The 22,792-nt window shown below is 36.4% G+C and carries 23 protein-coding genes and 1 pseudogene; 1 reads left to right on the top strand and 23 read right to left on the bottom strand.

The features are described 5' to 3' along the window. Window positions 1-549 precede the first annotated feature (549 nt). From AC3ITG_RS07870 to AC3ITG_RS07820, 11 genes are all read right to left on the bottom strand, one after another. Window positions 550-1,602 carry a LacI family DNA-binding transcriptional regulator gene (locus tag AC3ITG_RS07870; RefSeq protein ID WP_489253372.1) on the bottom strand — a complete coding sequence of 351 codons (1,053 nt, stop codon included), beginning with the start codon at window positions 1,600-1,602 and terminating at the stop codon, window positions 550-552. A 223-nt stretch (window positions 1,603-1,825) separates the two neighbouring features. Next, window positions 1,826-2,209: a RidA family protein gene (locus AC3ITG_RS07865; protein WP_376032221.1), complete on the bottom strand. Its 384-nt coding sequence runs from the start codon at window positions 2,207-2,209 to the stop codon at window positions 1,826-1,828. A gap of 79 nt (window positions 2,210-2,288) precedes the next feature. After that, entirely contained in the window at window positions 2,289-3,776 is a 1,488-nt protein-coding gene (gene nhaC, locus AC3ITG_RS07860) for a Na+/H+ antiporter NhaC (RefSeq protein WP_489253371.1), read from the bottom strand. A gap of 39 nt (window positions 3,777-3,815) precedes the next feature. Continuing rightward, window positions 3,816-4,985, bottom strand: coding sequence for a MalY/PatB family protein (locus tag AC3ITG_RS07855; RefSeq protein WP_489253370.1), 1,170 nt, complete (start codon window positions 4,983-4,985; stop codon window positions 3,816-3,818). A 36-nt stretch (window positions 4,986-5,021) separates the two neighbouring features. Beyond that, on the bottom strand, window positions 5,022-5,699 hold the full coding sequence (locus AC3ITG_RS07850) for a helix-turn-helix transcriptional regulator (protein WP_489253369.1): 678 nt from the start codon (window positions 5,697-5,699) through the stop codon (window positions 5,022-5,024). A gap of 227 nt (window positions 5,700-5,926) precedes the next feature. Continuing rightward, the gene (locus tag AC3ITG_RS07845; RefSeq protein WP_489253368.1) at window positions 5,927-6,274 is read right to left on the bottom strand and encodes a VOC family protein; all 348 of its coding nucleotides are present in this window, start codon (window positions 6,272-6,274) and stop codon (window positions 5,927-5,929) included. 317 nt (window positions 6,275-6,591) lie between these two features. Beyond that, window positions 6,592-7,101 (bottom strand): tetratricopeptide repeat protein, encoded by a 510-nt coding sequence (locus tag AC3ITG_RS07840; RefSeq protein WP_489253367.1) that lies wholly within the window; start codon window positions 7,099-7,101, stop codon window positions 6,592-6,594. Window positions 7,102-7,158: 57 nt separating this feature from the next. Next, window positions 7,159-7,878 (bottom strand): ferritin-like domain-containing protein, encoded by a 720-nt coding sequence (locus tag AC3ITG_RS07835; RefSeq protein ID WP_489253366.1) that lies wholly within the window; start codon window positions 7,876-7,878, stop codon window positions 7,159-7,161. A gap of 186 nt (window positions 7,879-8,064) precedes the next feature. Further along, window positions 8,065-8,832 carry a nucleotidyltransferase domain-containing protein gene (locus tag AC3ITG_RS07830; protein WP_489253365.1) on the bottom strand — a complete coding sequence of 256 codons (768 nt, stop codon included), beginning with the start codon at window positions 8,830-8,832 and terminating at the stop codon, window positions 8,065-8,067. A 190-nt stretch (window positions 8,833-9,022) separates the two neighbouring features. After that, window positions 9,023-9,406, bottom strand: a complete 384-nt coding sequence (locus AC3ITG_RS07825; protein ID WP_163756688.1) for a nuclear transport factor 2 family protein — start codon at window positions 9,404-9,406, stop codon at window positions 9,023-9,025. Between the two features lie 319 nt (window positions 9,407-9,725). Then, window positions 9,726-10,244 (bottom strand): GNAT family N-acetyltransferase, encoded by a 519-nt coding sequence (locus AC3ITG_RS07820; RefSeq protein ID WP_489253364.1) that lies wholly within the window; start codon window positions 10,242-10,244, stop codon window positions 9,726-9,728. A 645-nt stretch (window positions 10,245-10,889) separates the two neighbouring features. Between AC3ITG_RS07820 and AC3ITG_RS07815 the strand changes: the two genes are divergently transcribed. Continuing rightward, window positions 10,890-11,597 (top strand): CAP domain-containing protein, encoded by a 708-nt coding sequence (locus AC3ITG_RS07815; RefSeq protein WP_489253363.1) that lies wholly within the window; start codon window positions 10,890-10,892, stop codon window positions 11,595-11,597. A gap of 42 nt (window positions 11,598-11,639) precedes the next feature. On the opposite strand, the pseudogene AC3ITG_RS07810 reads toward AC3ITG_RS07815, so the two are convergent. The 12 genes and pseudogenes from AC3ITG_RS07810 to AC3ITG_RS07755 all read right to left on the bottom strand — a co-directional run. Beyond that, window positions 11,640-12,067 (bottom strand): annotated as a pseudogene (locus AC3ITG_RS07810) (IS30 family transposase); the annotation flags it as partial. 411 nt (window positions 12,068-12,478) lie between these two features. Beyond that, window positions 12,479-13,171, bottom strand: coding sequence for a hypothetical protein (locus tag AC3ITG_RS07805; protein ID WP_489253362.1), 693 nt, complete (start codon window positions 13,169-13,171; stop codon window positions 12,479-12,481). Between the two features lie 167 nt (window positions 13,172-13,338). Beyond that, complete coding sequence (locus AC3ITG_RS07800; protein WP_489253361.1) at window positions 13,339-13,854, bottom strand: hypothetical protein; 516 nt, start codon at window positions 13,852-13,854, stop codon at window positions 13,339-13,341. A gap of 167 nt (window positions 13,855-14,021) precedes the next feature. Beyond that, window positions 14,022-14,795 (bottom strand): hypothetical protein, encoded by a 774-nt coding sequence (locus AC3ITG_RS07795; protein ID WP_489253360.1) that lies wholly within the window; start codon window positions 14,793-14,795, stop codon window positions 14,022-14,024. Window positions 14,796-14,819: 24 nt separating this feature from the next. Beyond that, on the bottom strand, window positions 14,820-15,608 hold the full coding sequence (locus AC3ITG_RS07790; RefSeq protein ID WP_489253359.1) for an RNA-directed DNA polymerase: 789 nt from the start codon (window positions 15,606-15,608) through the stop codon (window positions 14,820-14,822). A 423-nt stretch (window positions 15,609-16,031) separates the two neighbouring features. Then, window positions 16,032-17,048 (bottom strand): hypothetical protein, encoded by a 1,017-nt coding sequence (locus tag AC3ITG_RS07785; protein ID WP_489253358.1) that lies wholly within the window; start codon window positions 17,046-17,048, stop codon window positions 16,032-16,034. A 261-nt stretch (window positions 17,049-17,309) separates the two neighbouring features. Next, window positions 17,310-17,777: a hypothetical protein gene (locus AC3ITG_RS07780; RefSeq protein ID WP_489253357.1), complete on the bottom strand. Its 468-nt coding sequence runs from the start codon at window positions 17,775-17,777 to the stop codon at window positions 17,310-17,312. Window positions 17,778-17,967: 190 nt separating this feature from the next. Beyond that, a complete protein-coding gene (locus AC3ITG_RS07775; RefSeq protein ID WP_489253356.1) occupies window positions 17,968-18,849 on the bottom strand; it encodes a hypothetical protein in 882 nt (293 codons plus the stop codon). Window positions 18,850-19,019: 170 nt separating this feature from the next. Next, entirely contained in the window at window positions 19,020-19,724 is a 705-nt protein-coding gene (locus AC3ITG_RS07770) for a hypothetical protein (protein WP_489253355.1), read from the bottom strand. Window positions 19,725-19,988: 264 nt separating this feature from the next. Then, on the bottom strand, window positions 19,989-21,047 hold the full coding sequence (locus AC3ITG_RS07765) for a hypothetical protein (protein ID WP_489253354.1): 1,059 nt from the start codon (window positions 21,045-21,047) through the stop codon (window positions 19,989-19,991). Between the two features lie 211 nt (window positions 21,048-21,258). Beyond that, window positions 21,259-21,654 carry a hypothetical protein gene (locus AC3ITG_RS07760; RefSeq protein ID WP_489253353.1) on the bottom strand — a complete coding sequence of 132 codons (396 nt, stop codon included), beginning with the start codon at window positions 21,652-21,654 and terminating at the stop codon, window positions 21,259-21,261. A gap of 184 nt (window positions 21,655-21,838) precedes the next feature. Continuing rightward, entirely contained in the window at window positions 21,839-22,306 is a 468-nt protein-coding gene (locus tag AC3ITG_RS07755; protein WP_489253352.1) for a hypothetical protein, read from the bottom strand. Between the last annotated feature and the right edge of the window lie 486 nt (window positions 22,307-22,792).

Raw genomic sequence — 22,792 nt, 5'->3', positions numbered from 1 at the left:
CACCAGCGTCTTTACGCTGCTCGAAGCAGTTCCCACCTTTCTTCTTTGATTTCTAAGATTTGATTTACAGTACTTATATGTTAGAAGTTGTTACACAAAGTGAGTGAATAACGTTAATAGATGAGTTCATCATCTAACGCAAGGGGATTTGTTTTTTTTGGATATATATTTGGATATTTATTTGGTACTAATTTGGAATATATTATATGTAAATTGGTAGGTATCAGTTGGGATAATAGGTTATAAGAGTTTTAGAGGATTCTTGTTTATTTTATATAAACATTGATTTAAAGGGGATGAAAGCGAAATCAATAATTTGGTTTAAGATATAATCTTAGCTGCTGGCTGAATCCAAAAACATGGATAATTACGCCAAACGCTTAATTTCATACATCATAATATAGCCCATAGAAGGTTGTCAAACATTTTTTTGGCTTCATTTGGATTATTTTTGGCTAAAAAACAAGAAAAACCCACGCGGATGCATTCCTCGTAGGTTTTATATGAAAGTTATCTGGATTCATATGTAATATAATATCACACATCTAACTAGTCATTTGTACGATTTGTACGATCATAAACAGATGATTCTCTCACAATAAGGGTGCTGGGCAACAAAACTTTATGGAGAGATGAATAACGTCCATCCAAATAATCGTTAATTAGTTGTGCTGCCACTTTGCCGATTTCATATTTTGGAACTTGCACGGACGTCAGAGGTGGTGTTGTATACTGCGCCATAGAAATATTATCCATGCCCACGAACGCGATATCTTGAGGAATACGGCCATTTTGTTCAACAACTGCCCGCATCGCAGGAATAGCGAGCATATCACTTGCACAAAAGATTGCCGTCGGCCAATCAGACTTGGGCGTCTCGGTCAGGAGATCCGTCAGTCTGCTGTAGCTGAGATTCACATTCCAGTTGGTGTTGATAATCCAATGTTCATTCAGATTCAGGTTTGCTTCCAGCATGGCAAATTTATAACCGACATACCTTTCTTCGCTCTCTATTTGTTCCGAATATGCGGGGCCACCGATAAACCCAATCCGGGTATGGCCTTGCTCGATCAAATGACGGACTGCTGTACGGGCAGAAAATATTCGGTCACAGTCAACGACCGGTACAGTAAGCCTTTCGTCATTGAGACTTACACCCAGTACAGTGATATTCTCTTGCTCAAGCAGCTCAAACAATTTTTCATCGTACCAGCTGATTGCGACTATACCTTGAGTACCCGTTTCCTGAAGCATCATCTTTATCCGTTCGGTGTCACTAAGTTCTTCGCAAGTGCGGACAATTGCTGGAGGTAGCCCCAGTTCCGTCATTTTGACGTGAAAACCTGTCAGTACCTGTGAAAAGTACGGATGATCATCCATCAAAATCTGTGGCACGATACAGGCTATCCGTTTGGCTGAGGTAATCTCTTTTCCAATTGATTTGGAGGATTCATCCAAAATGTATCCCAACTCAAGAGCAGCTTCCCTAATTTTTCGCTTTGTCCCTTCATTGACCGGTCGATTGGTATCATTGCTGATCGCACGCGAAACCGTTGATATGGATACGCCTACACGTTCTGCGATATCTTTTAATTTTGGCATTACAGCACCTCCCCTTGCTCTCTTCATTTGGAGCCAAAATTTATGTTTAGCAATGATCATATCATAATATTGTAATATTTTGGCGTCAATTAAACAAGCCGCGGTACGAGTTCTGTTATACTATCAACACGCGATTTTTGCCACTTTTCATAAGCTTTTAAATTGTTTGACAATCTGTCCGATAAAAAAGCCCCCGGTTTCCCGGAGGCTTATCGAATACTAGTTATTTTACAGCGATAACTTCAATCTCCACAAGTCCGTCCTTCGGCAGCTTCGCAACCTCAACGGCGCTACGTGCCGGATAAGGCTCCGCAAAGAAAGTGGCATATACTTCATTAACAGTTTGGAAATCGTTCATGTCTTTTAGAAATACTGTCGTTTTCACTACATGCTCCATGGCATAATCTGCCGCTTCCAAAATTGCCTTCACATTAGTTAGCGATTGCTTCGCCTGCTCCGATACAGAATCCGGAAACTCTCCTGCAGCATTCATTCCAAGCTGTCCGGAAGTAATAATCATATTCCCAAATTGCACAGCCTGTGAATAAGGGCCGATAGCACCTGGAGCGTTTGAAGTTGCGATTGTTTTTCTCTCTTGTTTTGTCATAGAAATTCTCTCCCTTTATCCACGCATTAATACGCTTTGTTTTTTTCTGTTTTCACAAGCGAGGGGGGTGATCCCCCTCTTATAATGATTTAGCTGCTTTTGCATCATCATATTCCTTGAGCATTTCCTGCTGCTGCTCTGTAGTCAGCTTGGTGATTCCAAAGCCTGTAAAACCCCATATGATCGCAAAGATAATACCTGTCCAGCAGAGGACTGCCCAAGGCAAATATGACAGAGTTGCGACGCCAAGCGTACCAGCCATATAAGCCCCTGCTGCGGTCCACGGCAAGATCGGTTCAATAATGGTAGCGGAATCCTCAATGGTTCGACCCAGGTTCTTCGGATGCAGGCCACGTCGAATGTAAGCCTCACGCAGCATTTCACCAGGCATCAGGATCGATACCTGCCCATTACTCGTTACCCCGATCATAGTCAGACCGGTAGCAATTGTTGCCAAAATCAGCGATCCTGTCGAATGTACAAATTTAAGGATCTTACCTACAATCAATTCCAGCGATTTGGTCAACGAAATGGTACCGGCGAACGTAATAGCACAGAAGCAAATCAACAATGTTCCCATCATGGAATTCATCCCACCGCGGTTCAGCAAGGTGGGAATATCTGAAATCACTGTAGCCGCATCGAAGCCTTGGACGTTAATCATAGCTACATCGAATCCATTAATGACGGAAGAAGTCACATCATGCAGTGTGAATCCTTGAAAGATCATGCCACATGCCATCGCTACAAAAGAGGAAATCAGCATCACCGGTATGGTAGGCTTTTTGCGAATGGATCCATACAATACGATCAATACCGGAAGCAGTAATAATAAATTCCAATGAAACACCGTACTGAGCGTGTCCATAATGGTAATAACCTTATCAGGAATGGCGATATTGCTGGCATCGGTATTGAATCCCGTAATCAAGAAGACCGCTCCAGCCACGATAAATGATGGCACCGTCGTATACAACAAATGACCTATATGTTCATACAAGTTAACTCCTGTTGACAGCGCTGCCAAGTTTGTTGTATCTGATAAAGGGGACAGTTTGTCTCCAAAATAGGCCCCTGCTACGACTGCACCTGCAACAGCAGCCAGATTCGCATCAAGGCCAGCTCCTACCCCCATAAATGCTACCCCGATCGTACCTGCCGATCCCCAAGAGGTTCCTGTACATAAGGAGACAATGGAAGTGACAATGAATGCCGTAATCAGCAAAAATTGCGGATTAATAATATTAAGTCCATAATAGATCATCATGGGTATCGTACCACCGATCATCCAAGCGCCAATCATAAATCCGACAGTAATCAGGATCAAAATAGCCGGCATGGTCTTTGCGATTTTTTGCGCGATGGAACCCATAATGTCATCATAGTTGTAACCCAGCTTGATGGCGATGATTCCGGCAACCACTGTGGATATAATGATTAGCGGCTCAGGTGGCAATTCGAATAGAACATATCCTATACATAACAGCAGAATCATAGTAACAATCGGCAATAAAGCTAAAAACAGAGTAGGTTGCTTAACCGTCTTTTCCTTATTTGGCATAGCCATTGTAAGGTTCCCCCTATCGATGATGTAAGAAGTTATCTGTTACTTTAAAGGGTAATTGCTGACCATTCGCTCAAAAGCCTCTTGCAATAGTGCCCTGGGAGCACCGAGATTCAGGCGAATAAATCCTTCGCCATCCACGCCAAAGGACGAACCAAAACTGACGCTAACCCGGCTCTTTTGTTGAATCCATTCCATTAAATCGCTTTCATTCCTGCTAAGGGCCGTACAATCTACCCACAGAAGGTAGGTTCCTTCTGCTCTCACGATTTTCAGTTCAGGCATATGCTCAGTAAAAAAATCTTCCGTAAATGAAATATTGTCCGTAATATAAGATCGAAGCTCGTTAAGCCAATCATCACACTCTGTATAAGCCACATCCAAAGCAGGGATGGCAAAAAAAGTAGGATTATGAATACCAGCCTGTCGTAACCCAAGTTGGAAACGCTCTCTTAACTGCATATTCGGGATCACAATATTAGCGATTTCAAGACTTGCTAAGTTAAAGGTTTTACCTGGCGAAGTGCAAATAATGGAACGCTCCGCAATCTGCTCTGATAATTTCGCGATAATCGTATGCTCATGTCCTTCGTGAATAAAATCGGCATGAATATCATCCGATACGAGCAGTGCATCATAACGAATGCAAAGCTCGGCTATACGTTCCAATTCCGCCTTTGTCCATACACGCCCGGTCGGATTATGTGGGGAGATTAACAGAACAATCTTGACCCCTGCACTCATTTGGCGTTCCATATCATCAAAGTCGATTTCATATCGTCCATCTCTAAGCAGCAGCCGGCTTTCCACTAATTTTCTATGATTAATTTCAACAGCATTAGCGATAGGTTGATATGCAGGAGTATGCATCAAAATTCGGTCACCAGGTTCTGTGAATCTCTCGATTATAATCGATACGGCCTGTACAATACGCGGGCAGAACACAATCCATTCTTGCGGTACATCCCATCTGTAAGCTTTATCAAGCCAATGTTGTACGACCTTATAATACGGAGGGAACGCATCGGTATATCCGTAGATTCCATGCCGTGCCATCTCGCTCACCTTATTTACGACTTGAGGAGGCGCTTGAATATCCATATCCGCAACAGAGAGGACGATCATATCATCCCCCAAGCTGTCCACTACCCCGTCCCACTTCGCGCTATTAGTGCCTATTCTGCTAATCACTTGATCAAAGTTATAGCTCATGTGTCTCACCTTCTTGTTTTCCATCTAGATTTCTGTTTATTTCAGCTTTTGTAAATAGCGATATACCGTAGGTTCAGATATTGATAAAGAAACTGCTACCTGTGAAACGCCGCCTTTCAGTAAGAAAACTCCAAGCTCGTTTAATTCGCGGACAACTTCAATCTTCTCCTGCGATGACAAACGTTCCGGCGGAATTTTTAATTTGCCAATAACCGAAGTTATCATATGTTGCAGCAGATCATCTGCATTTCCCTGCAGGTACTCCGTTGTTTGCTTTTCTTCCTTCGACTTTTCAGCAGCAGGCATTACATACGGGTTAGGTCCGCCTTGTAAAATATGTTGAACCCATTCAGCCGCTACTTCCATATGAGTAACGTCTATATTCAGGCAGAGCAGACCAACCAGCTTATTCTGATCATTCTTTATATAGTAGGTAGACGATCGGAAACTTTGACCGAATTTGCCTGATGCTTTGTAGTTGGCTATATACTGTTCCTCATGATAAGCTTCCGATTTGAGGATTTTCAAAACAAGGTCAGTGGATGCATCGCCTACTTCACGGCCACTAATATATCCGTTCTCAATAAAAACAATAGAGTGCTCCGGATCACTGATATCATGTACGACGACTTCACATTTAGGTCCTATAATTGCCGCAATAAATGAAGCGATCGGAAAAAATCTCTCAAGATACTGCCGATTCTCACTCCCCATCACTTTGAACTCCCTTCTCTTCATTCAACAATGTATTTTTATTGTACAAATAATAAATTATTATCTTGATAAAAGAGTATCACACTTATAAAACGCTTTCAACTTTTTTTTGTAGATGACCCTCATTTAAATAAAAAAAAGCCTGCACGATCACTCCTGTGACCTGTGCAAGCTTCTCACTCATTTTCTCGAACATTGAGTCGATAACAAAACTGAATTACAACGCGTTATTTTTCCCAAAGCTCGATCAGTCGACCTTCAGGATCTTCAATCCAGACAAACTTTCCATACTCACTAATCTCTTTTTTCTTAACAAGAGGAACCCCGATATGTTCAAGATGTTGAATAGTCTCGTTTAGATTATGCACTTGGAAATTTAACATCACTTGTTGTTCTGTTGGAAAATAACTGTCATTCTCCGGAAAGAAAGAAAAGATAGTCTCATTACCTGCTTCGGGTTTGATCACAGTCCCATTCCAATCTTCTATTTCAATCTTCAGCACATCACTGTACCATTTTTTTATCACTTCAAGATTCTTAGTTCTCCAAAAAATCCCTCCGAAGCCTTTTATCATCGTTTCCAGCTCCTGTCTATCATCAAATTTTAAATATCCATTAAATTAGATATATCACGAATCCTAGAATCTTAATCCCCCAATAGGGCGCCCGCAATGCGCTTGGCATTAAGTGATGTCAGACCTTCATGCATCAGCTGCATTTTACTGCTCAGATTTGTTATCTTTCTCATTGCCGCGTTTATAATTCCCAGTAATCTTTGCCATGACTAACTGTATTTTCTTATGATCTTTACCTTCAATTGAATTTATAAATTTATTACTTGCCTTCGTGTAACTTAGATCTGTAAACTTATGAATCTACCGAATTAGCAAAATCATCCCCAGGTTTCATCAAGATGTTGTGCATAGTATTGGATCGGTCTGCTAAAATACTGAAGTTTTTCATCTGAAGTTGTTTCTAGCAAATTAGATAAAAGAAGTTCCGTCGACTCTTTGTATTTTCCCGTATTATAAAGAGAGATCGCCAGAAACACTTGAAGGCCTCTATGATCAGGGAACTCTTTTACACCTCGACGTAATGTTTCCTCTGCTTCCTGATAAAATCCTAAATATCGATATGTGCTTCCTAGACCAAGCAAGGCTCTTTCAAGATCCGGTCCAGATAGTCCTTGTTCAATAGCTCGAACATAAAATGGAATGGCATCTTTTCCTAGTCCCGAATTGTCATGAGCAACAGCCGTCTGAAAGTTGATCTCCGCATCGTCCGGGTAAGTGAAAAGCAAATCTAAAAGCATTGTACGCGCTTCAGCAAGTATCGCTTGATCCTGCTTAGCTCGGCCTTCTTCGCGAAGTTGTATGGCCGTATCCAAAAGTTCTCTTTTCATTTTTACATTTACCTCTCTTTTTGAAATCTTGGATATAATGTTATCTGACGTAAACCTCTACTGTGAATTAGCTATAATCTTCTCCGTTAAGTTAAACTCATGACGGCATTCATAGTAATAACTTTTGAATTTATATCCCCCAGCTTTAAATACAGGCTTATGTTGATACCACACTATAATTAGCGTTCCTTCAAAAAGGATTCTACGAAGGATATAAACTATTCGGTTAAAGAGAACGTTTCTATTTTGAGCAAATTTATGAAGTGTTTCGGATTGAAACTGAACATGTTTCTCCTCATCACTTAAAATCTGATTACATAAATCTATTAATACTTCTGACTTTGTAGATTTTTGCAAGGCTTTATAGTACAACTTAGCAATGATCTCAGCAGTTAATAGAACAATGACTGATTGCTCTAGACTCGCATATCGACGTAATCTTCTAAATACATTGTCCACCCAATGTCTACTAAGGAGTGGGATTCCCTGTACCTTCATAAATCTGCCTAGATCTCTAGCGTGCCTCTGTTCTTCTTTAATGAATTCTATAAGTGCTTCATAGTAATCCTGATCTTGTGTCTGATATACATATTCTTGCGCACGTTTAATTAGATATTTACCTTCAGAGTTTTCTCCTAATTGAAACTGTTGAATTGACTTAATGATTATTTCTCTTTCATTAGTTGTTAATTTATAGTTGTCATCCCAATGAATATATTTGAGATTTTGATTATTTCTTCGATAATATTGCACCCATTTCGAGAAAGTGATATTCATTATTTTCTCCTAAAATGTAATAGGTTTATGTCAGATAACCGTTTTGTATTGACGACGTCCTGGCCCCTTAGAGTCGCTGCTTATAGTGTGAGGCTTGCCGAACACCTAATGCAGTGGGTCCCGACGGGCTTAGGGGCTGAATCTGGTCATTCGCTTCTCAGAGTGACCCGGATCGTCAATATTTTGTTAGTCGACGGAAGTTTTGGAAGCAGCCATTGCATTTATGGCGTTCTCAAAATAGCTATATACTTCATCTGCAATTCCCAGAAACTCTTCAACAAGTACATCACTATCCAAGTAACAAGCATACAGATAATCAACTAAAGCGGAGTCAATCTCACAATAATTTAATATGGCATTCTTCATCTTAATAATGTCATCTTGCCATACCCCTGTATGTTCTAAAACCAAAGAGTATAATGCACGAATTAATCTCTTAGAGTAACCTTTAATATATCTAGTTTTCATTGTGTGATCACTAGCATTAGAAAGTGAACGATGTACACGATCCACTTCCTCCTTGGTCTCTGTATTTAAGTCTATGATGAACTCTGGAGAAATCATGATCAGGGGTACTTTTTCACCAATGTCATCCCCATGTATGCAAACACAAATGATCTTAACCCAAAAACCCCACTCATGTGGTTTACTTAATACATCGTCAATCGAGCAAATAATCGTATCGATCTTAGTTAGGACTGGATATTCTTCCAAAAGCCTATCTTTAATATTTGATATTCTTTCGTAATCAATATCTTCAGGATTTGCACATACAATAGTAAAGTCTGCATCTGACTTAAAAGGTGTAGCCGTTCCTTTTGGAACCGAGCCACACATATAAATGCTATGAATCTTACCTTTAAATTCAGTAAGTATATTATTTATATACTTATCAACAAAATCCTTATATTCACTTTGTATTACAATTCTATTTATAACTTTTTCTAATATCATATAGACTCCTCCTAAACTAAAAACTTCTTTCGACTAACGTTGTGTATTCATGACGCTTGGCGAATGCCAAGTGTGTCCGGCAGCCTCTGCTTACCTGAAATACTTCTGCAGGACCGAGGGCGTATGCTCGATGCGTGAATATATTGTTATCTGATTTCAGGGTAATCTATGAATAACTTTCAATAATGTTTCAACTATGATCTTCAATCAGTATTAACTTCTTATCTTTCATTTGAAATATTGATTTCCCTTGAAGTTTTAATGTTTCTCCTGCCTTCATTCCATTAGGGAGATCACTGGACAATATTCCCTCATAATCAATGTCAACCTCTGCTTTATCTCCTGCGAAAATAATGTTCTTTATTACTTGACGCCTTTGAGAAAATACCTTAATTGACTGCTCTGCTAATGTGCGAAATTCCTGAATCCCCTTTGTTTCCGAATTCACTTCACCTTTAGAAATGTTTCGAAAATGAATATTTTCATTCAAAACTCCTATCATTCCATCAATGTTAAACGTGTTATATGCGCTCAGGTATTTTTCAATAAGATCTTTTAAATTTGAGTTCTCCAAGTCGAATCACACTCCTAGATTTTGATATTACATATTTGTCCTGATTTCAGATAACGTTGCTGTATTCACGAATCCGAGAGGCTTAAAGGAGCGTAGCGACTGGGTCCGTCAGGACTTGCCTCTCAGTGGTTGTCGCCTGAGTCCGCTTCCTTTCTACTGAATTTCGCCTCGTTATGAATCTGCTTATCTTGTTCCGGTCGACCCAGGGCCTTACCAGGCCCGCAGCGTGAATATAATGTTATGAGATGTCATCGACTCCAATGAAATACAAGAATATTATTAAATGTGGTTTTATTTCAATTAAAGTTTAATAAACTTATTATTTCGCTAAAACCTCATCAATGTTATCCCATTCATAAATTAATTCATTTAGAACTTTTCCTCCGATTATTATTTGAATTGATTTACATAATTTAGCTCCATAATGTTCATAGAAATATCGTGTATTATTATCTTCTAGAACTTCAACAAATATCTTTTGATAGCCTAAGAATTTAAATTGTAGAAATAGTTGTTTAAGTAATTCTTTCCCTAAACCTCTTCCGTGATATTCCTTAAGTATGTATATAGATGTTAAATCACTAGAATTGGCTATTATATTTGTTTCTCTCTTCCAAGAATCTGCAAATCCAATAATTTCTCCTTCTGGGTTTTCTGCTATAACTACAAAATTATCTTCTCTTTCAATATTTTCAATCCATAATTCAGTTCTTTTTTTATATGATAGATTATATAAGAATTCATCTGGAATAATACCTTTGTAAGTTGTTCTCCAACTATCCACATGAACTTTTGCAATGCCTTCTGCATCATTAATCGTTGCTTTTCTTATTTGCATAATAACCACCTCATAAGATTAGTTAAAACGAATATTTCAAGCACTTAGCCATAACTGTATATAATGAGTAGCATTATACAGTTCCTATCTTGTAATTTATTTACGGTGATTTCTCATAACTTTCTTGTATTCACGAAACGCCCCGGCCTTAGATAGCTCTTATCTTAGGCTGGGGCGTTTGTCGACTGAGATTTCTTCCATAATTATACACATTTCAATCAAGGGGCGATAGCCCTACAGCTTGAATAGTGTGTTAAACGCAGTTGCTGACTTCATCGAATTATCAAATGTTTGCTTTCAGTTTGTTTTATATGATGCAGCATATGGTTTATATTCTATAAAATTGTCTATTAGTTTGAATAGATTCTCCCAATTATCCATCGAAATACTCCAATCATCAGGAATCCCATTGAAATAGATAACATTCATCCGGTGATGCATATATGACCCGATATGGCCTTCTTTATCCATAACCATTGGCAACACGCTTTCCTCGAGACACAAAAAAGGACAAGGCTATCTAAATGGTATCGATCATAAAAAAGTACTGGATAAGGAGAGAACCATATTAGGAATAAGTAAATGGCATACAGGAAAACATAAATCCAGGAACTTCATTAACTAACGGATCTAGGAGGTCGGCAAATGGCAAAGTTTTTCGTTTTAATAATATTATTATTGGTGGCAGGCTGTTCGTCCCATAACAATATGATGCAAAAACAAGTGACTCCTGAGCAAAAACAAATTTCAATTCATGATCATGCTGCTGCACCAAACTCTGTCCTCACACAGGCATCATCAACAGCTACATCTTGGCAAGAGAGATCTATTACAACAAAAGAAGCCCAAAATGGAATTCCATTGGATTTGTTGGATCTGGTTCGAACACCGGATGGAAATCCAGTAAACCAGGCACCTGCAGGAAATCCTGAAAATAAGGAGCCAACAGGACAAGTACAGGAAGGTAAAAAAAATACTACGGATAAAACCGATTTTGAGCAGCAGGTTCTGGATCTAGTCAATCAAGAAAGGGCCAAAACAGGATTAAGTTCCTTGAGTAGGAATGAAGAATTGTCAAATGTGGCTATGGTCAAGGCACAGGACATGTACAACAACAGTTACTTTGATCATAATTCGCCAACACATGGATCCCCCTTCGATATGATGAATGAATTCGGGATCACATATAATACCGCTGGAGAAAACATCGCAAAAGGGCAAACCACCCCTACTCAGGTTATGAAGGAGTGGATGAATAGCCCTGGCCACAAAGCAAATATACTGAATAATAGTTATACTCATATCGGTATTGCTTTTTATAACAACACATGGGTTCAGGAATTTACTGGGTAGCGCCTTTCATCTCCCAACAATAAAGTATCAAAAACCCGCAATTTATGTCGGGTTTTTGATACTTACAGATCCTGCATACGCCACCAGTTGTTCCTCTGTGAAAGATTCGTGGGCGGTTTTCCAGCCCAGACATTTCCGAAGGCGATGGTTGATTAAATGAAGCGAACGATCCAATGCTGCATCTAATATTTGAGTAAAGTCTGTTCCCTTGGGAAAAAACTCACAAAGTAAACCGTTTGCATCCTAATTTGAACCTCGTTGCCAGGAAGAGAAAGGGTCGGCAAAATAGATCTGTACGTCGTGCGTTTCCTCCAAGTTCGCGTAGCAGACAAATTCCTTGTCACGGTCTGTTGTAGCAGTTTGAAAAGCTACAGCAAGATACTGAGCAGCACCTACACCAAAGGCAATCTCCATCGATAGATTTGAATCACGGTGTACAGGCGTGTTTTCCGTTCAATGAAGGTTGCTAAATTGTCGATGTAGGATTTCTAGTTTGCTGCGGAGCTTCTGGAATGTGATACGGAATACAATCAGCTTTCTACGGAGACAGATCAATACTTTAAAACACTTCGTGATGCTTTGCCCGATCAATCCATCTTAGAAAGAAGTATCTACTTACAAGGTTTCAAAGACGCTCTACAACTCTTTAGTGAATTGCAAAACTCTAACATTTAAAGGATCATATGATCCTCTTTTCTATTGTTTTTGATTCTGTCGTATAACGTTCCTGTATTCATGACGCGAGCCGGCCTTAGATAGCTCCTATCTTAGGTCGGCTCGTGTGTCGTCCGAATATCTACCATGATTATACATCTGACCATCAAGGTGCGTAAGTCCCGATAATACGTTGTTATACAAAGGGTTTTGCTCCTTAGAATTTTCTAAACATTTATTGCATTGTAAATGATTTTTCCTAAGCTACTGACGTAAGCAACCTTATTAAATTCCCCCTTTGAACCAATAAAAGATAAATCATTCACACCAACAAATCCATATGATTTTAATCTTTCAATTGAAGCTAATAACATATATTTATCAATCGTAGGAACTGAAATATTTTCAATTTCAACTGCCCCTTCAACAAGCAAATTATCAAGGACAGCTATGTCAATAAGTTGCATTGAATCTAAGCATTCCGAAAAGTAACAAAATGTTTCCCAATTATATTCTTCATGTACGTAACCCATGAGTAGTTTAGCAAGCAAAATAGCACGCTGTTCCGTTCTTAGTCTATCAATACTTACTATAATTTGTTCTGTTACTTTATCTTTAAATTTCAGATCTGTATTGAGTTTATTTTTAAATTTCGCAATATAATTGGACGAACTTCCTGAATGAAACTCCTTTAAGAAACAAAGAACTTTTTTAGTGAAGTGAAGTTGCTTAATAGAAATCCCTAATCTACCCAAAGCAACAATACTCTTAACTATTGGTATTTCGCTAATAAGATCATTACTCAAAATTGAATCCAATGCTATTTCGCTATAATCAACAGTTAAATCTAAAGCAGTATTTATCAGTTCATTAGAAACAGCATCATTTATTGGTACACTTTGCAGTTCATTAATATTCATTTTCACTTCCCTCCCTCTGTTCTACTCTTTCGCATAACGTTCCTGTGTTCCCGACATCCGGCGTAGTCGGATGTGTCCGGCTGAATCATCTTCCTTGCACATTACATCTACCGGAAGCCCACAGTGGGAATAAATGTTAGATGAAGGAACTTAGAGTTGCCTAGAAATTAATTGAGTTTTTGTGTCAAATTAATTGGGTTTACAAATTCAATAGTTGGACAAAGTCTCATAAGAACATCTTGGTTCATAGGTACTCTACTTAAAATTGTTGCTTTGTCTAAGGTTAAAAAATAATCGCACTTTTCCTTCATTGCATAAAAAATATGCTCAGAATCATCAAGATCAAAAATCTCTTTTAATTGTGAAAATAATTTATCCTCAATAAAAGTCGGTCTATTAAATGCCATTCTATTAAATCCCATCTCACGATGTATCAAGTTCTGATTAGGTATTTTTTCAATAAATTTATATATCATTTTTAACGCGACTCGAGTGGAATCATTCTTAGTTCGGATAAACTCTTCAAATGATTTCTTCGAAGTTACGAAATTCAGATCTGGATTTTCACTTAACTCATCTAATGCAGATAGCTGATGTTCATTAATACGTGCATCAATTAACCTAGAAAAGATGCATGTGTCTAGGTATATTTTTTTGATTTTTGCATCTTCTTGAATACTCATTATCATTCTCCGTCCTTTCATTTTACGTTCCCTTATTCATGACGTCCTACGTAGTCGAATGTGTCTGCTGAATCTACTTCCTTGGAATCCATCCGGCAGACCAAGGCTCCGTGAGAAGCCGCAGTTTGAATATTTTGTTAGGTGAAGTACTATGCTTTCTAGACATTCTAGAAGGAATTTTTCTGCGCCCATTTCTCTATTGCTTGCTCTAATAGATCTCTTTGAGTTAAACCTCTTGATTTATAGTAGGGATTTCGTTCATCCTTTGGTAGGCAACTTATTGCTACTATAAAGGCTCTCCTGACCCAAGGGTCAGAAATAATACTAAATTTGTTTTCTCTAAAATATCTATGATTTTTTGATCTTCCTAAATCCAGGATCAGCTCTCTCACTGTGAAGTTATCATGATATTTCTTTATTAATTCTGAAAAAAAATGTTTATTGTTCCATTCATCATTATTAGAAAATAGATGCAATAACCACGATCTATTGAATTCTAACTCACTCATAAAGCTACTTTGAAGTAGGCTTAACACTTTATTTCCTATTTCATGTTTTTGTTCTTCACTATAAGATCTAACTAGTTCAAGATGATTAATAATAGTTTTAATAATAGGAAACAACTTTCTCATATTTTCTTCTGTCAATATCAATTCTGCTACTTCAGTATTATCAAAACGCGCTAAATTTCCGATTAGAAATTTAGCAAAGCCTATATCAAAGTCGTCTTTATCAAGTTCTTCTTCTAATAATTCAAATATGTTTAACTCATGGAGTTTTTTTATTTCTTCTTCTCCCAATAAGGAAAGATCAATTTCCCCATAGAAATCTCTGCTAAAACCCAACTTATCTAATAACTCATAGAACTCTTCAATTACCCTATCTTTTTCTCTATCCTTATATAAATAAAGATACTTAGAAATAAAGCTTTCAGTAGTCAAAATTTTAGTTTTTTGTTCATTTAATTATAAATTTAAAATATCATATAACTTTTGTGCTAAGAATGCTAAAGATTTATAGGCATCATTTTCAGATTTACAAAAAAGCCGATAATCATCGACATATCTAATAAACATAATATCATTTTCAATAAGTATCAGATCGATCTCATTTAGTATAAGCTCTGCTATTGGGCGACTAAACTGAGGACCAATTGGAAGTCCTTTATGAGTCTGACTGATGTGCATAGCTTTAATTATATTAATCAAAGTCTCAGCATGTGCATTTTTTCCACTTAACCTAACACATTCGCGCAGATGGGTTTCAATATTATGTAAATATATACTTGGGTAAAAGTCCGTAATGTCTGTCATCACAACATACGAATACTCTTCAGATTCTAACAAATCTCTTGTTTTATCTTCGAATGCTTTCCAGTTGTATTTATGATCAAACAGGGTACCATCACTTTCAGGATTTAGCCTGAATGAATACACAACATCATATACAGCTGATATTCTTTTGTTTTCTATTTCTTCGTATATCTCATAAATCAATGCGTTATATACTATTGAATCTAAGGGATCTAATTGAGTACATATTCTAAACCCGACATTACTCTTTGGTGTAATAGTAGTTCTATATGGTCTAACTCCATTAGAGTATACATCAGTTGTTAATAGATGATTTTTCACATCATCCCAATTCTCATTAATTGCTTCAAATTCAAAAAGCTTTGGAAAAACATAAGAATCCCCGTATTTATTAATATGCTTCAAGGACCAATTGAGAGATTCTTCTTTTAGTTTCAGCATTTAAATTTTCCCTCCAAATTATTATAGTATTTCACCTAACATTCCTGTATTCATGAACCTTGTAGGGGTTATCTGCATGCATCCGCTTCCCCCCATTATCTACGGCAGACCCAGGGCCGAACGGCCCGCAGCGCAGGATATGCATAAAACTCTATTTCTTTACGATGACGCAGACCTTTCTGTTCATACAATATTAGAACGTAAAATCTATTTACAGGGTTTTAAGAATGCTCTTCAATTACATGATGAATTAAATATATCAACTAATTGAAAGCTGAACAGCTCTCTTTTCATTTGAGTCTGTCGTATAACGTTCACTGTATTCACGACCCAGCGCATGCTGGGTGTCCGGCGTATGCCGGACCAAGGACGTATGTCCGCAGCATGAATATTATGTTATAAGATGTGGGCGTCTTCTTAGAATTACTGAATTAAGATTTTTAATTTATCAAGGAAATTTTCACTGAACAAACCGGTTAACGATCCTATAATAAAACCACCTAAAAAATCCTCAACGGTAATTGCCTTGGTAGTATTGGATTTTCTAGCTGTTACTAACGCGACCAAAAGTCCCAATAGTATACTTCCCGACATTGAACTCCAATTGATTTGAGTAAGACTATTAGATGATATTAGACTTAGTTTAATAAGATATCCACAGAGTGATCCAAGCATACTTCCTGTAGGTACAGCAAATGCAGAAGGATATATCTTTATTTTTTGAGTTATAGAACTATTAATAGTGGTACCACATTCAGACTCTTTGTAACTTGTTTTAAATTGTTTTTCTCCAACTTTTGATTTTAATAGGTGAGGCGCCTTAAAACTAAAAGGGAATGTTAATGTTTCCCCCGCCGCTAGAGTAAATCCTTTGTTTAATTCGTTTGAGCTTCCTAACTCGTTTTGCAAATTTATTTTATCTATGATTCTTTTTAGCTTATCTTTATTCATTAAAAATGCTTTTTTGAGAAATTTATCCTCTTCAATTTTTCCCATTATATCATTTTCAATTCGTTCAACATCTTCCCAATCATCAATTTTGAGGGCTTCTGTGGCCCATGTTGGTGTACTTTTAATAGTTTTCTTGCCTGTAAGATATCCAAACATCCCAGCATATACATCCATTATTTGTACAAATGTTAAAATAATTTTTTCAAATGTATTCAAAGAGTCTAGTTGATTTCTCTCATATTCACTATCAATCTGTTTTTGCATTTCATTAATTATTTTATTTTTCTTTTCTTCTAAATCACACAATTCCACATTTTCAATTTCATTTAGTGAAGTTAATTGTAGACCAATCGTATGTGTAGGAAAAACATCTAATTGATGAATTTCTTTGCCTGATATATTTGTTACATTTACGGAAATAGTGTATTGTGTGCTTCCTACGATTTGTTCATCTGCTACAATGTCTATTTTGAGTTTTTTGTTTTTCATGTAAAGCCCCCATAAACTGTTTAAATATCTGTCTACGCCAATTTCTTATAACGTTCTGGTATTCACGAACCCGAGAGGCTTAAGGGAGCAACGTGACCGGGTGGCTCCGCCACTTAGCCTCGCAGGGTTGCCGCCTGAATACACTTCTTCGAGAAACTTCGGGCGGACCAACGAGCGTATGCAACGCAGCGTGAATACGTTGTTATAGGATGTCAGCGACTTCTTCGAAATACTAAAAAATCTTTCATCTTTCCCTTCATGTTAAAGATAATTCCTCTTCAATATCTCTAAATATTCAACTGGAACTTCAGTAATTTTCGAAATATCTGGCACTTCAATTCCTAATCTTAGAGCACTTCTTGCAGTTCTCAAATTATGTTTCACTTTAGTAATCCTACTTTCGAGTAATAAACCTCCAAAGTCTAAATAATCATCAGCTATCTCACCGTCTAAAAAGAACTCTATGTTGTAAGTACCAATATTTACTTCTATGTATGATACATTAATTGAGCAAAACACAAATGCTTCCCCAGCGTTAAACCTATACTGTAGGTATATAGCACGTTCCTCAAGTCTTATAAATTCATCATACAACTTCCCCTTAAATGTTTTGTGGTAATCATCTTTGTTTTCATCACGCCATTTTCTATATACCGACCAAAAACCATCCATAGTACGTTTCATCGCACTATGCTTGCTATCCCATTCGAGTAAAGTGTCTTTGTTCATTTTAATCACTTCCTAACACAAAAGTTCTGTGGATTTAATTAAAAATATGTTTCGCTGATTTCCTATAACGTTCCTGTATTCACGACCCGACGCATGTCGGGTGTCCGGCTTATGCCGGACCAAGGGCGTATGCCCGCAGCGTGAATATTATGTTATCTGTAGTTGATATCTTCCTGAAACACTTTCTGCTTTATGATTCATTAATAATCTGTACCAGCTCTTCACTGCCTATTCCTGAATAATTTTGAAAAACTACTTTTATAAGGTTCAACTCACTTTTAAAATTTTTTATTATTTTCTGCTTAGGAATGCCAGAGTCGATTTTCTGTTGAATTTTATTAGGAACATACGCAGCAAGATCAGCTAGTGAGCTATAAAGCAAGGCAGTTTTTGAATGAAAATGAGGATGCTTACATATGGAAATATATTGGCTCGGAAACTTCGGATACATTTGTTCAATTCCAGAATATAATTTTCTAAAAGTAACATCAGCAATATTTTCTATCTTCCCGTCTAAAGAATACTCTTGTTCGACAGATATATGATAAATATTGTTCTGAGTGTTTGGAATAGTTATTATTCTCTCAAAATTGTTCCAAAATAAAGTGAAGTATATTTCTTCATTACTCATCACTTTCTCATTTACTTCAGTGAATAATTCTTCCTTATTCTTTCCAATAAATAATGCGACCTTAGGTATCTGATTCACAACTTCAGCATAACTAGAAATAAATTCGTCCCTTCTATTTTTAAGTTGTTTAGAACCATAAATATCTGTAAAGTGAATTTTTTCAATTCCAAATTGTAACGTTAAATCCTCAAGCTGTTTTTCAATTCTGTTCAAAAAATCAGTAGCTAAAAAAGGCATCATAACTAAGCAAACTCCGTAATTCCCTTTAAACTCCGATTCATCTGATAAAATTGTATATAAATCTCCTCCAGGATTTATTACTGGATTTATATAATCATTCGCGTGATGCCCTGTTACTTTATACAATTGTTTAGAAAGGTCTGTGGAGTCATCTGATTTCTCATCATTATTTGTAAATCTATAATATTTAAAATTATTCACTTTAAAAATCCTCCTTCATCAATTACAGATAACGTTTCCGTATTCACGACGCTTGGCGAATGCCAAGTGTGCCCGGATCTTGCCGGGCCGAGGACGAATGTCCGATGCGTGAATATTATGTTAACTGATGTCCGATCTTCCTGTGTCTACTTTACAAGGATTCTTGGTTTTTAAATGTTTCTTATAAATCTTAAAAATTCTCTGCCAAAATCAGTGATATAAAGGTGTGTTAGGCCTTCCCTTTCCATATCTTTATAAGTGTTCCCTGTTGTTTTTGTATCTATAATAAGTGCTTTGGATATCAAATCACATATATAAAATTCATACTTTCCATGAGATTCAATAGTGGATAAGTGTGTAGATTCAGCCTTTATCTTTTGGATAATCTTATCTTTATAAGATGCACTCGTCAGAATACTTATACTACTATCATCACCTTCAATAATGTCCATACTTCCCGATCTTCCAGTGTGTTCAAACATCTTTAAAATTTCCATCTCCATAAAGTCCAACCTAGTAACTAAATCTAAAAATGTTTCGTTAAAATCTGATTGATACTTTGTAGTTAACGTTGAGGTTAGGATATCTCTAAAAGTTTTTAACTTATATTCATTTTTTGTATCAACTACACGCTTAATTATCGCTGCATAAATATCATTAAAATCTTCGGAACTAATAATCTCTTCGTCTAATGTAACCCCTAAATCATTTAGATGCGCTAAAAAGCTCTCTACAAATTGATTTATTCTATCTTGTGCAATTCTTCCTCTAACTTCAAAAAGTGCTTCATTAAGTACGCCGCCTAAATAAGGGAATGCAGCAGAGATGCTACTTTTCGCTACTCCAATCAAAACCTGTTTTAGTTTATTATTCATTTAATATATTCTCTACTTTCCTAATTATTTCAATAGTGCATCTATCGGATTTCAGTTAACGTTCCTTTATTCACGACCCGACGTATGTCGGATGTCTGGCGAATGCCAGACCAAGGACGAATGTCCGCAGCGTGAATATTTTGTTAGGCGAAGTTCGTGCTTCACTCTATGATTTCATAGTATATACTCAATACTTCAAACACTTCACTTAGTTCCCTCTTAAATATGTGAATATCCTTTACTGATTCTATAGTTAAAATATTTCTATACGTTTTCTTGAATTGGATATATCCGTTCATACTCTTTTTCCCCTTCTGAAATAACAGTAATGAAGTCGAAATTATCAGATTCACAGCGTGCTACTGTATATTCTATCCAAACTTCATCTATATTCTTATTTTTAACGTTATCACGTATCTCACAAATTAACTCGTTATACCCATCGTCTATTTCCAATCCCATTATTCTATAAAAATTATTATTAAAAAAAAGAATCTTCTTATCAACGCTATTACAGTTTTGAAATTTTTCTTTTGCTTCTTCAATCATTCGTTTAAGGTGTACGGTAGGAGTTGAGAAGGTAGAATTTAAAACACTAGGAGCAATTTCAATGTCATTACTAGAATCTATAAGTTGGATAGCAATCGTTATTTTTTTCTCACTAGTGTGAATATACTCTTCCGTTTTATAAGAATGATTTAATAATGTATTTTCATTCAAGTAACCTTCCAAATTATCAATGTTAGTCCTATTATAGAGAGTACTTTTTACTTTTTTCATTTTTTTATAATTTAATTTTTTATATTTTGAAATATCTAGTATTACGCTACCAAACTCTTCAGTTTTTTTTCTCATGTTTTTAGTTTTGTTGTATACAGCAGTTAAAATTCTATGAGTCAGATCTTCTTGCTCAACTTTATTATCTTTATTCATTAAAATAGATGCTAAGCTTAGTATCGTTTCATCTAAAGTTAACCGCACTCCCCCTATATCAGATTTTTTTTTAGTTATCGATTTACTTATCGATTTATTTCTGCCTCTACTATTTTCTATTAATTCTACTATCTTTTTAGAAAATGATATTACTGTATTGATCTCTTCATTAACTAAAGTCTTAGCCTCAATAACAGTTTTTTTTCCTTCAAGGATGAATGATATCTCAGGTTTTGCTCCTTTTTCTCCCGAAAGATCCAAACATTCAAAACCAATATTTCGAAGGTCACATTTATAAACTTCATTAATAAAATCATTTAAAAATAAGTTTACTTCGCATTTTTTCTTTTGGCACATTCCATTTTTAAAATTTGCACATATTTGATTCATAGATGCTCCCCTCTTCACATTTGATATATAAGATTTGATTATACTTTAAAGAATTTCGCCTAACGTTCAGGTATTCACGAACTTGCGCAGCAAGTTGTCACATGAATTCACTACCCTGACAAAAGCATCACAGTGACCAAGGCGTAGCCGCTACGTGAATATTATGTTATCAGAAGTGACAACTACCTTGAATTACTTTCTTTATCTTCAATTATTTAATTCTCTTTAAGATATATGTATTAATTTGCAGGGTATCATCATTAACATAGACTGGGTGGACCGATTCAGAACTATCACCAATTATTGATATATAATTGTATCCATCTTGATAATCCAACTCATAACCACCTGTAATTGTTGGAAATTCAATTGATCCGTCTCCAAGTATTGTTATTACGTTATCCTCTTCAAAATGCTCTGCAATTCTTAAACCTTCATATATTCTAATCATTCCATGTGTCGAAGTGAATTTTTCTAGATTAACCTGTTCGCTCGTTACTTTCCATTCACCAATTATTTGATCTATTGCAATTTGTTTTTCAGAACATCCTATTAATAATAGAAAAAATATAATTGCTGTACTCACAAATATTAATTTTACTTTCACAAATTCACACCTCGATTTTTTAAAATTGTAATTTCTGATAACGTTCCTGTATTCACGACCCGACTTATGTCGGGTGTTCGGCGAATGCCGGGCCAAGGACGAATGTCCGCAGCGTGAATATAATGTTATAGGATGTCATCTGCTTCTTCGAATTAATTATTTCTCTTATACCATTCCCTTTATATCAACTATATTTTTCTTTTAATATTTCTATATATTTGAGTGGGATTTCTGTGATTTTCAAAATGTCTGATACTTCAAATCCCAGTTTTAAAGCGCTTCTTGCAGTCTTCAAATTATGCTTTACTTTAATCATCCGATCTTTAAATAATACGTCTCCAAAATCCAGGTAATCATCAGCGATCTCACCGTTCAAAAAGAACTCTATATCATAAGTTCCTATTTGCTCTTCTATGTAAAAGATATTAATCGAGCAAAATACCACTGCTTCTGTTGTATTAAAACTATATTTTAGGTATATGGCACGCTCTTCAAGACTTATAAATTCATCATATAACTTTCCCATAAAAGTATCATGATAATCGCTTTTGTTCTCGTCACGCCACTTCCTATAGGTTTTCCAGTAATTTTTTTTCGTGCGTTTCATCGCACTATGCTTACTGTCCCATTCAAGTAGAATGTCTTTATTCACTCAATCACTTCTCCTCAAAAAATATGTTAAATAAAACAAGTTCTCTTTGTGTGTTTGCTGATTTCCTATAACGTTCCTGTATTCACGAACCCTGAAGGGGTTGTCTGCCGGAATCCCTCCTCGAAATGCATCCAACAAACCAAGGCTCCAACGGAGCCGCAGCTTGAATATTATGTTATCGGACGGTCTTGCCTTCTTCGAATCTACTGCATATATCTCTTCTGCCTTCCAATCACTTTTCATATTTATCGGTTTTATGTGTTTTTTGACTCTCATGATTTTTGGTTTTTTATGTTCCTTGACTTGCATCGCTCTTCGTTCTTCAAACTGTCCTTTGAACTTCAATGTTTTTTGTTACTTGATCTTTCTATTTCCCTTCGATTTTTAAAATCGCTTTCGTCCTTCAATGTCATTCGATATTTTTTCATCTATCTTCTTGATCCTTCAATATATTTGTCCGATTTACTCAGTTTTTTTTAATCCTAT

It is taken from the genome of Paenibacillus sp. GL_099_B, assembly GCF_057835695.1.
Note: the sequence above shows the minus strand (reverse complement) of the source record. Positions and strands in the feature narration are given on the sequence as shown.

Excerpts from the sequence above, each read along its gene's own strand:
- AC3ITG_RS07845 (WP_489253368.1), bottom strand. The coding sequence starts at position 6,274 with ATGATAAAAGGCTTCGGAGGGATTTTTTGGAGAACTAAGAATCTTGAA.
- AC3ITG_RS07790 (WP_489253359.1), bottom strand. The coding sequence starts at position 15,608 with ATGCTGAAACTAAAAGAAGAATCTCTCAATTGGTCCTTGAAGCATATT.
- AC3ITG_RS07855 (WP_489253370.1), bottom strand. The coding sequence starts at position 4,985 with ATGAGCTATAACTTTGATCAAGTGATTAGCAGAATAGGCACTAATAGC.
- AC3ITG_RS07805 (WP_489253362.1), bottom strand. The coding sequence starts at position 13,171 with ATGAATATTAATGAACTGCAAAGTGTACCAATAAATGATGCTGTTTCT.
- AC3ITG_RS07820 (WP_489253364.1), bottom strand. The coding sequence starts at position 10,244 with ATGCAAATAAGAAAAGCAACGATTAATGATGCAGAAGGCATTGCAAAA.
- AC3ITG_RS07870 (WP_489253372.1), bottom strand. The coding sequence starts at position 1,602 with ATGCCAAAATTAAAAGATATCGCAGAACGTGTAGGCGTATCCATATCA.
- AC3ITG_RS07865 (WP_376032221.1), bottom strand. The coding sequence starts at position 2,209 with ATGACAAAACAAGAGAGAAAAACAATCGCAACTTCAAACGCTCCAGGT.
- AC3ITG_RS07835 (WP_489253366.1), bottom strand. The coding sequence starts at position 7,878 with ATGAATATCACTTTCTCGAAATGGGTGCAATATTATCGAAGAAATAAT.
- AC3ITG_RS07765 (WP_489253354.1), bottom strand. The coding sequence starts at position 21,047 with ATGAATCAAATATGTGCAAATTTTAAAAATGGAATGTGCCAAAAGAAA.
- AC3ITG_RS07815 (WP_489253363.1), top strand. The coding sequence starts at position 10,890 with ATGGCAAAGTTTTTCGTTTTAATAATATTATTATTGGTGGCAGGCTGT.
- AC3ITG_RS07770 (WP_489253355.1), bottom strand. The coding sequence starts at position 19,724 with ATGAATAATAAACTAAAACAGGTTTTGATTGGAGTAGCGAAAAGTAGC.
- AC3ITG_RS07850 (WP_489253369.1), bottom strand. The coding sequence starts at position 5,699 with ATGGGGAGTGAGAATCGGCAGTATCTTGAGAGATTTTTTCCGATCGCT.
- AC3ITG_RS07800 (WP_489253361.1), bottom strand. The coding sequence starts at position 13,854 with ATGAGTATTCAAGAAGATGCAAAAATCAAAAAAATATACCTAGACACA.
- AC3ITG_RS07840 (WP_489253367.1), bottom strand. The coding sequence starts at position 7,101 with ATGAAAAGAGAACTTTTGGATACGGCCATACAACTTCGCGAAGAAGGC.
- AC3ITG_RS07780 (WP_489253357.1), bottom strand. The coding sequence starts at position 17,777 with ATGAACAAAGACACTTTACTCGAATGGGATAGCAAGCATAGTGCGATG.
- AC3ITG_RS07830 (WP_489253365.1), bottom strand. The coding sequence starts at position 8,832 with ATGATATTAGAAAAAGTTATAAATAGAATTGTAATACAAAGTGAATAT.
- nhaC (WP_489253371.1), bottom strand. The coding sequence starts at position 3,776 with ATGGCTATGCCAAATAAGGAAAAGACGGTTAAGCAACCTACTCTGTTT.
- AC3ITG_RS07785 (WP_489253358.1), bottom strand. The coding sequence starts at position 17,048 with ATGAAAAACAAAAAACTCAAAATAGACATTGTAGCAGATGAACAAATC.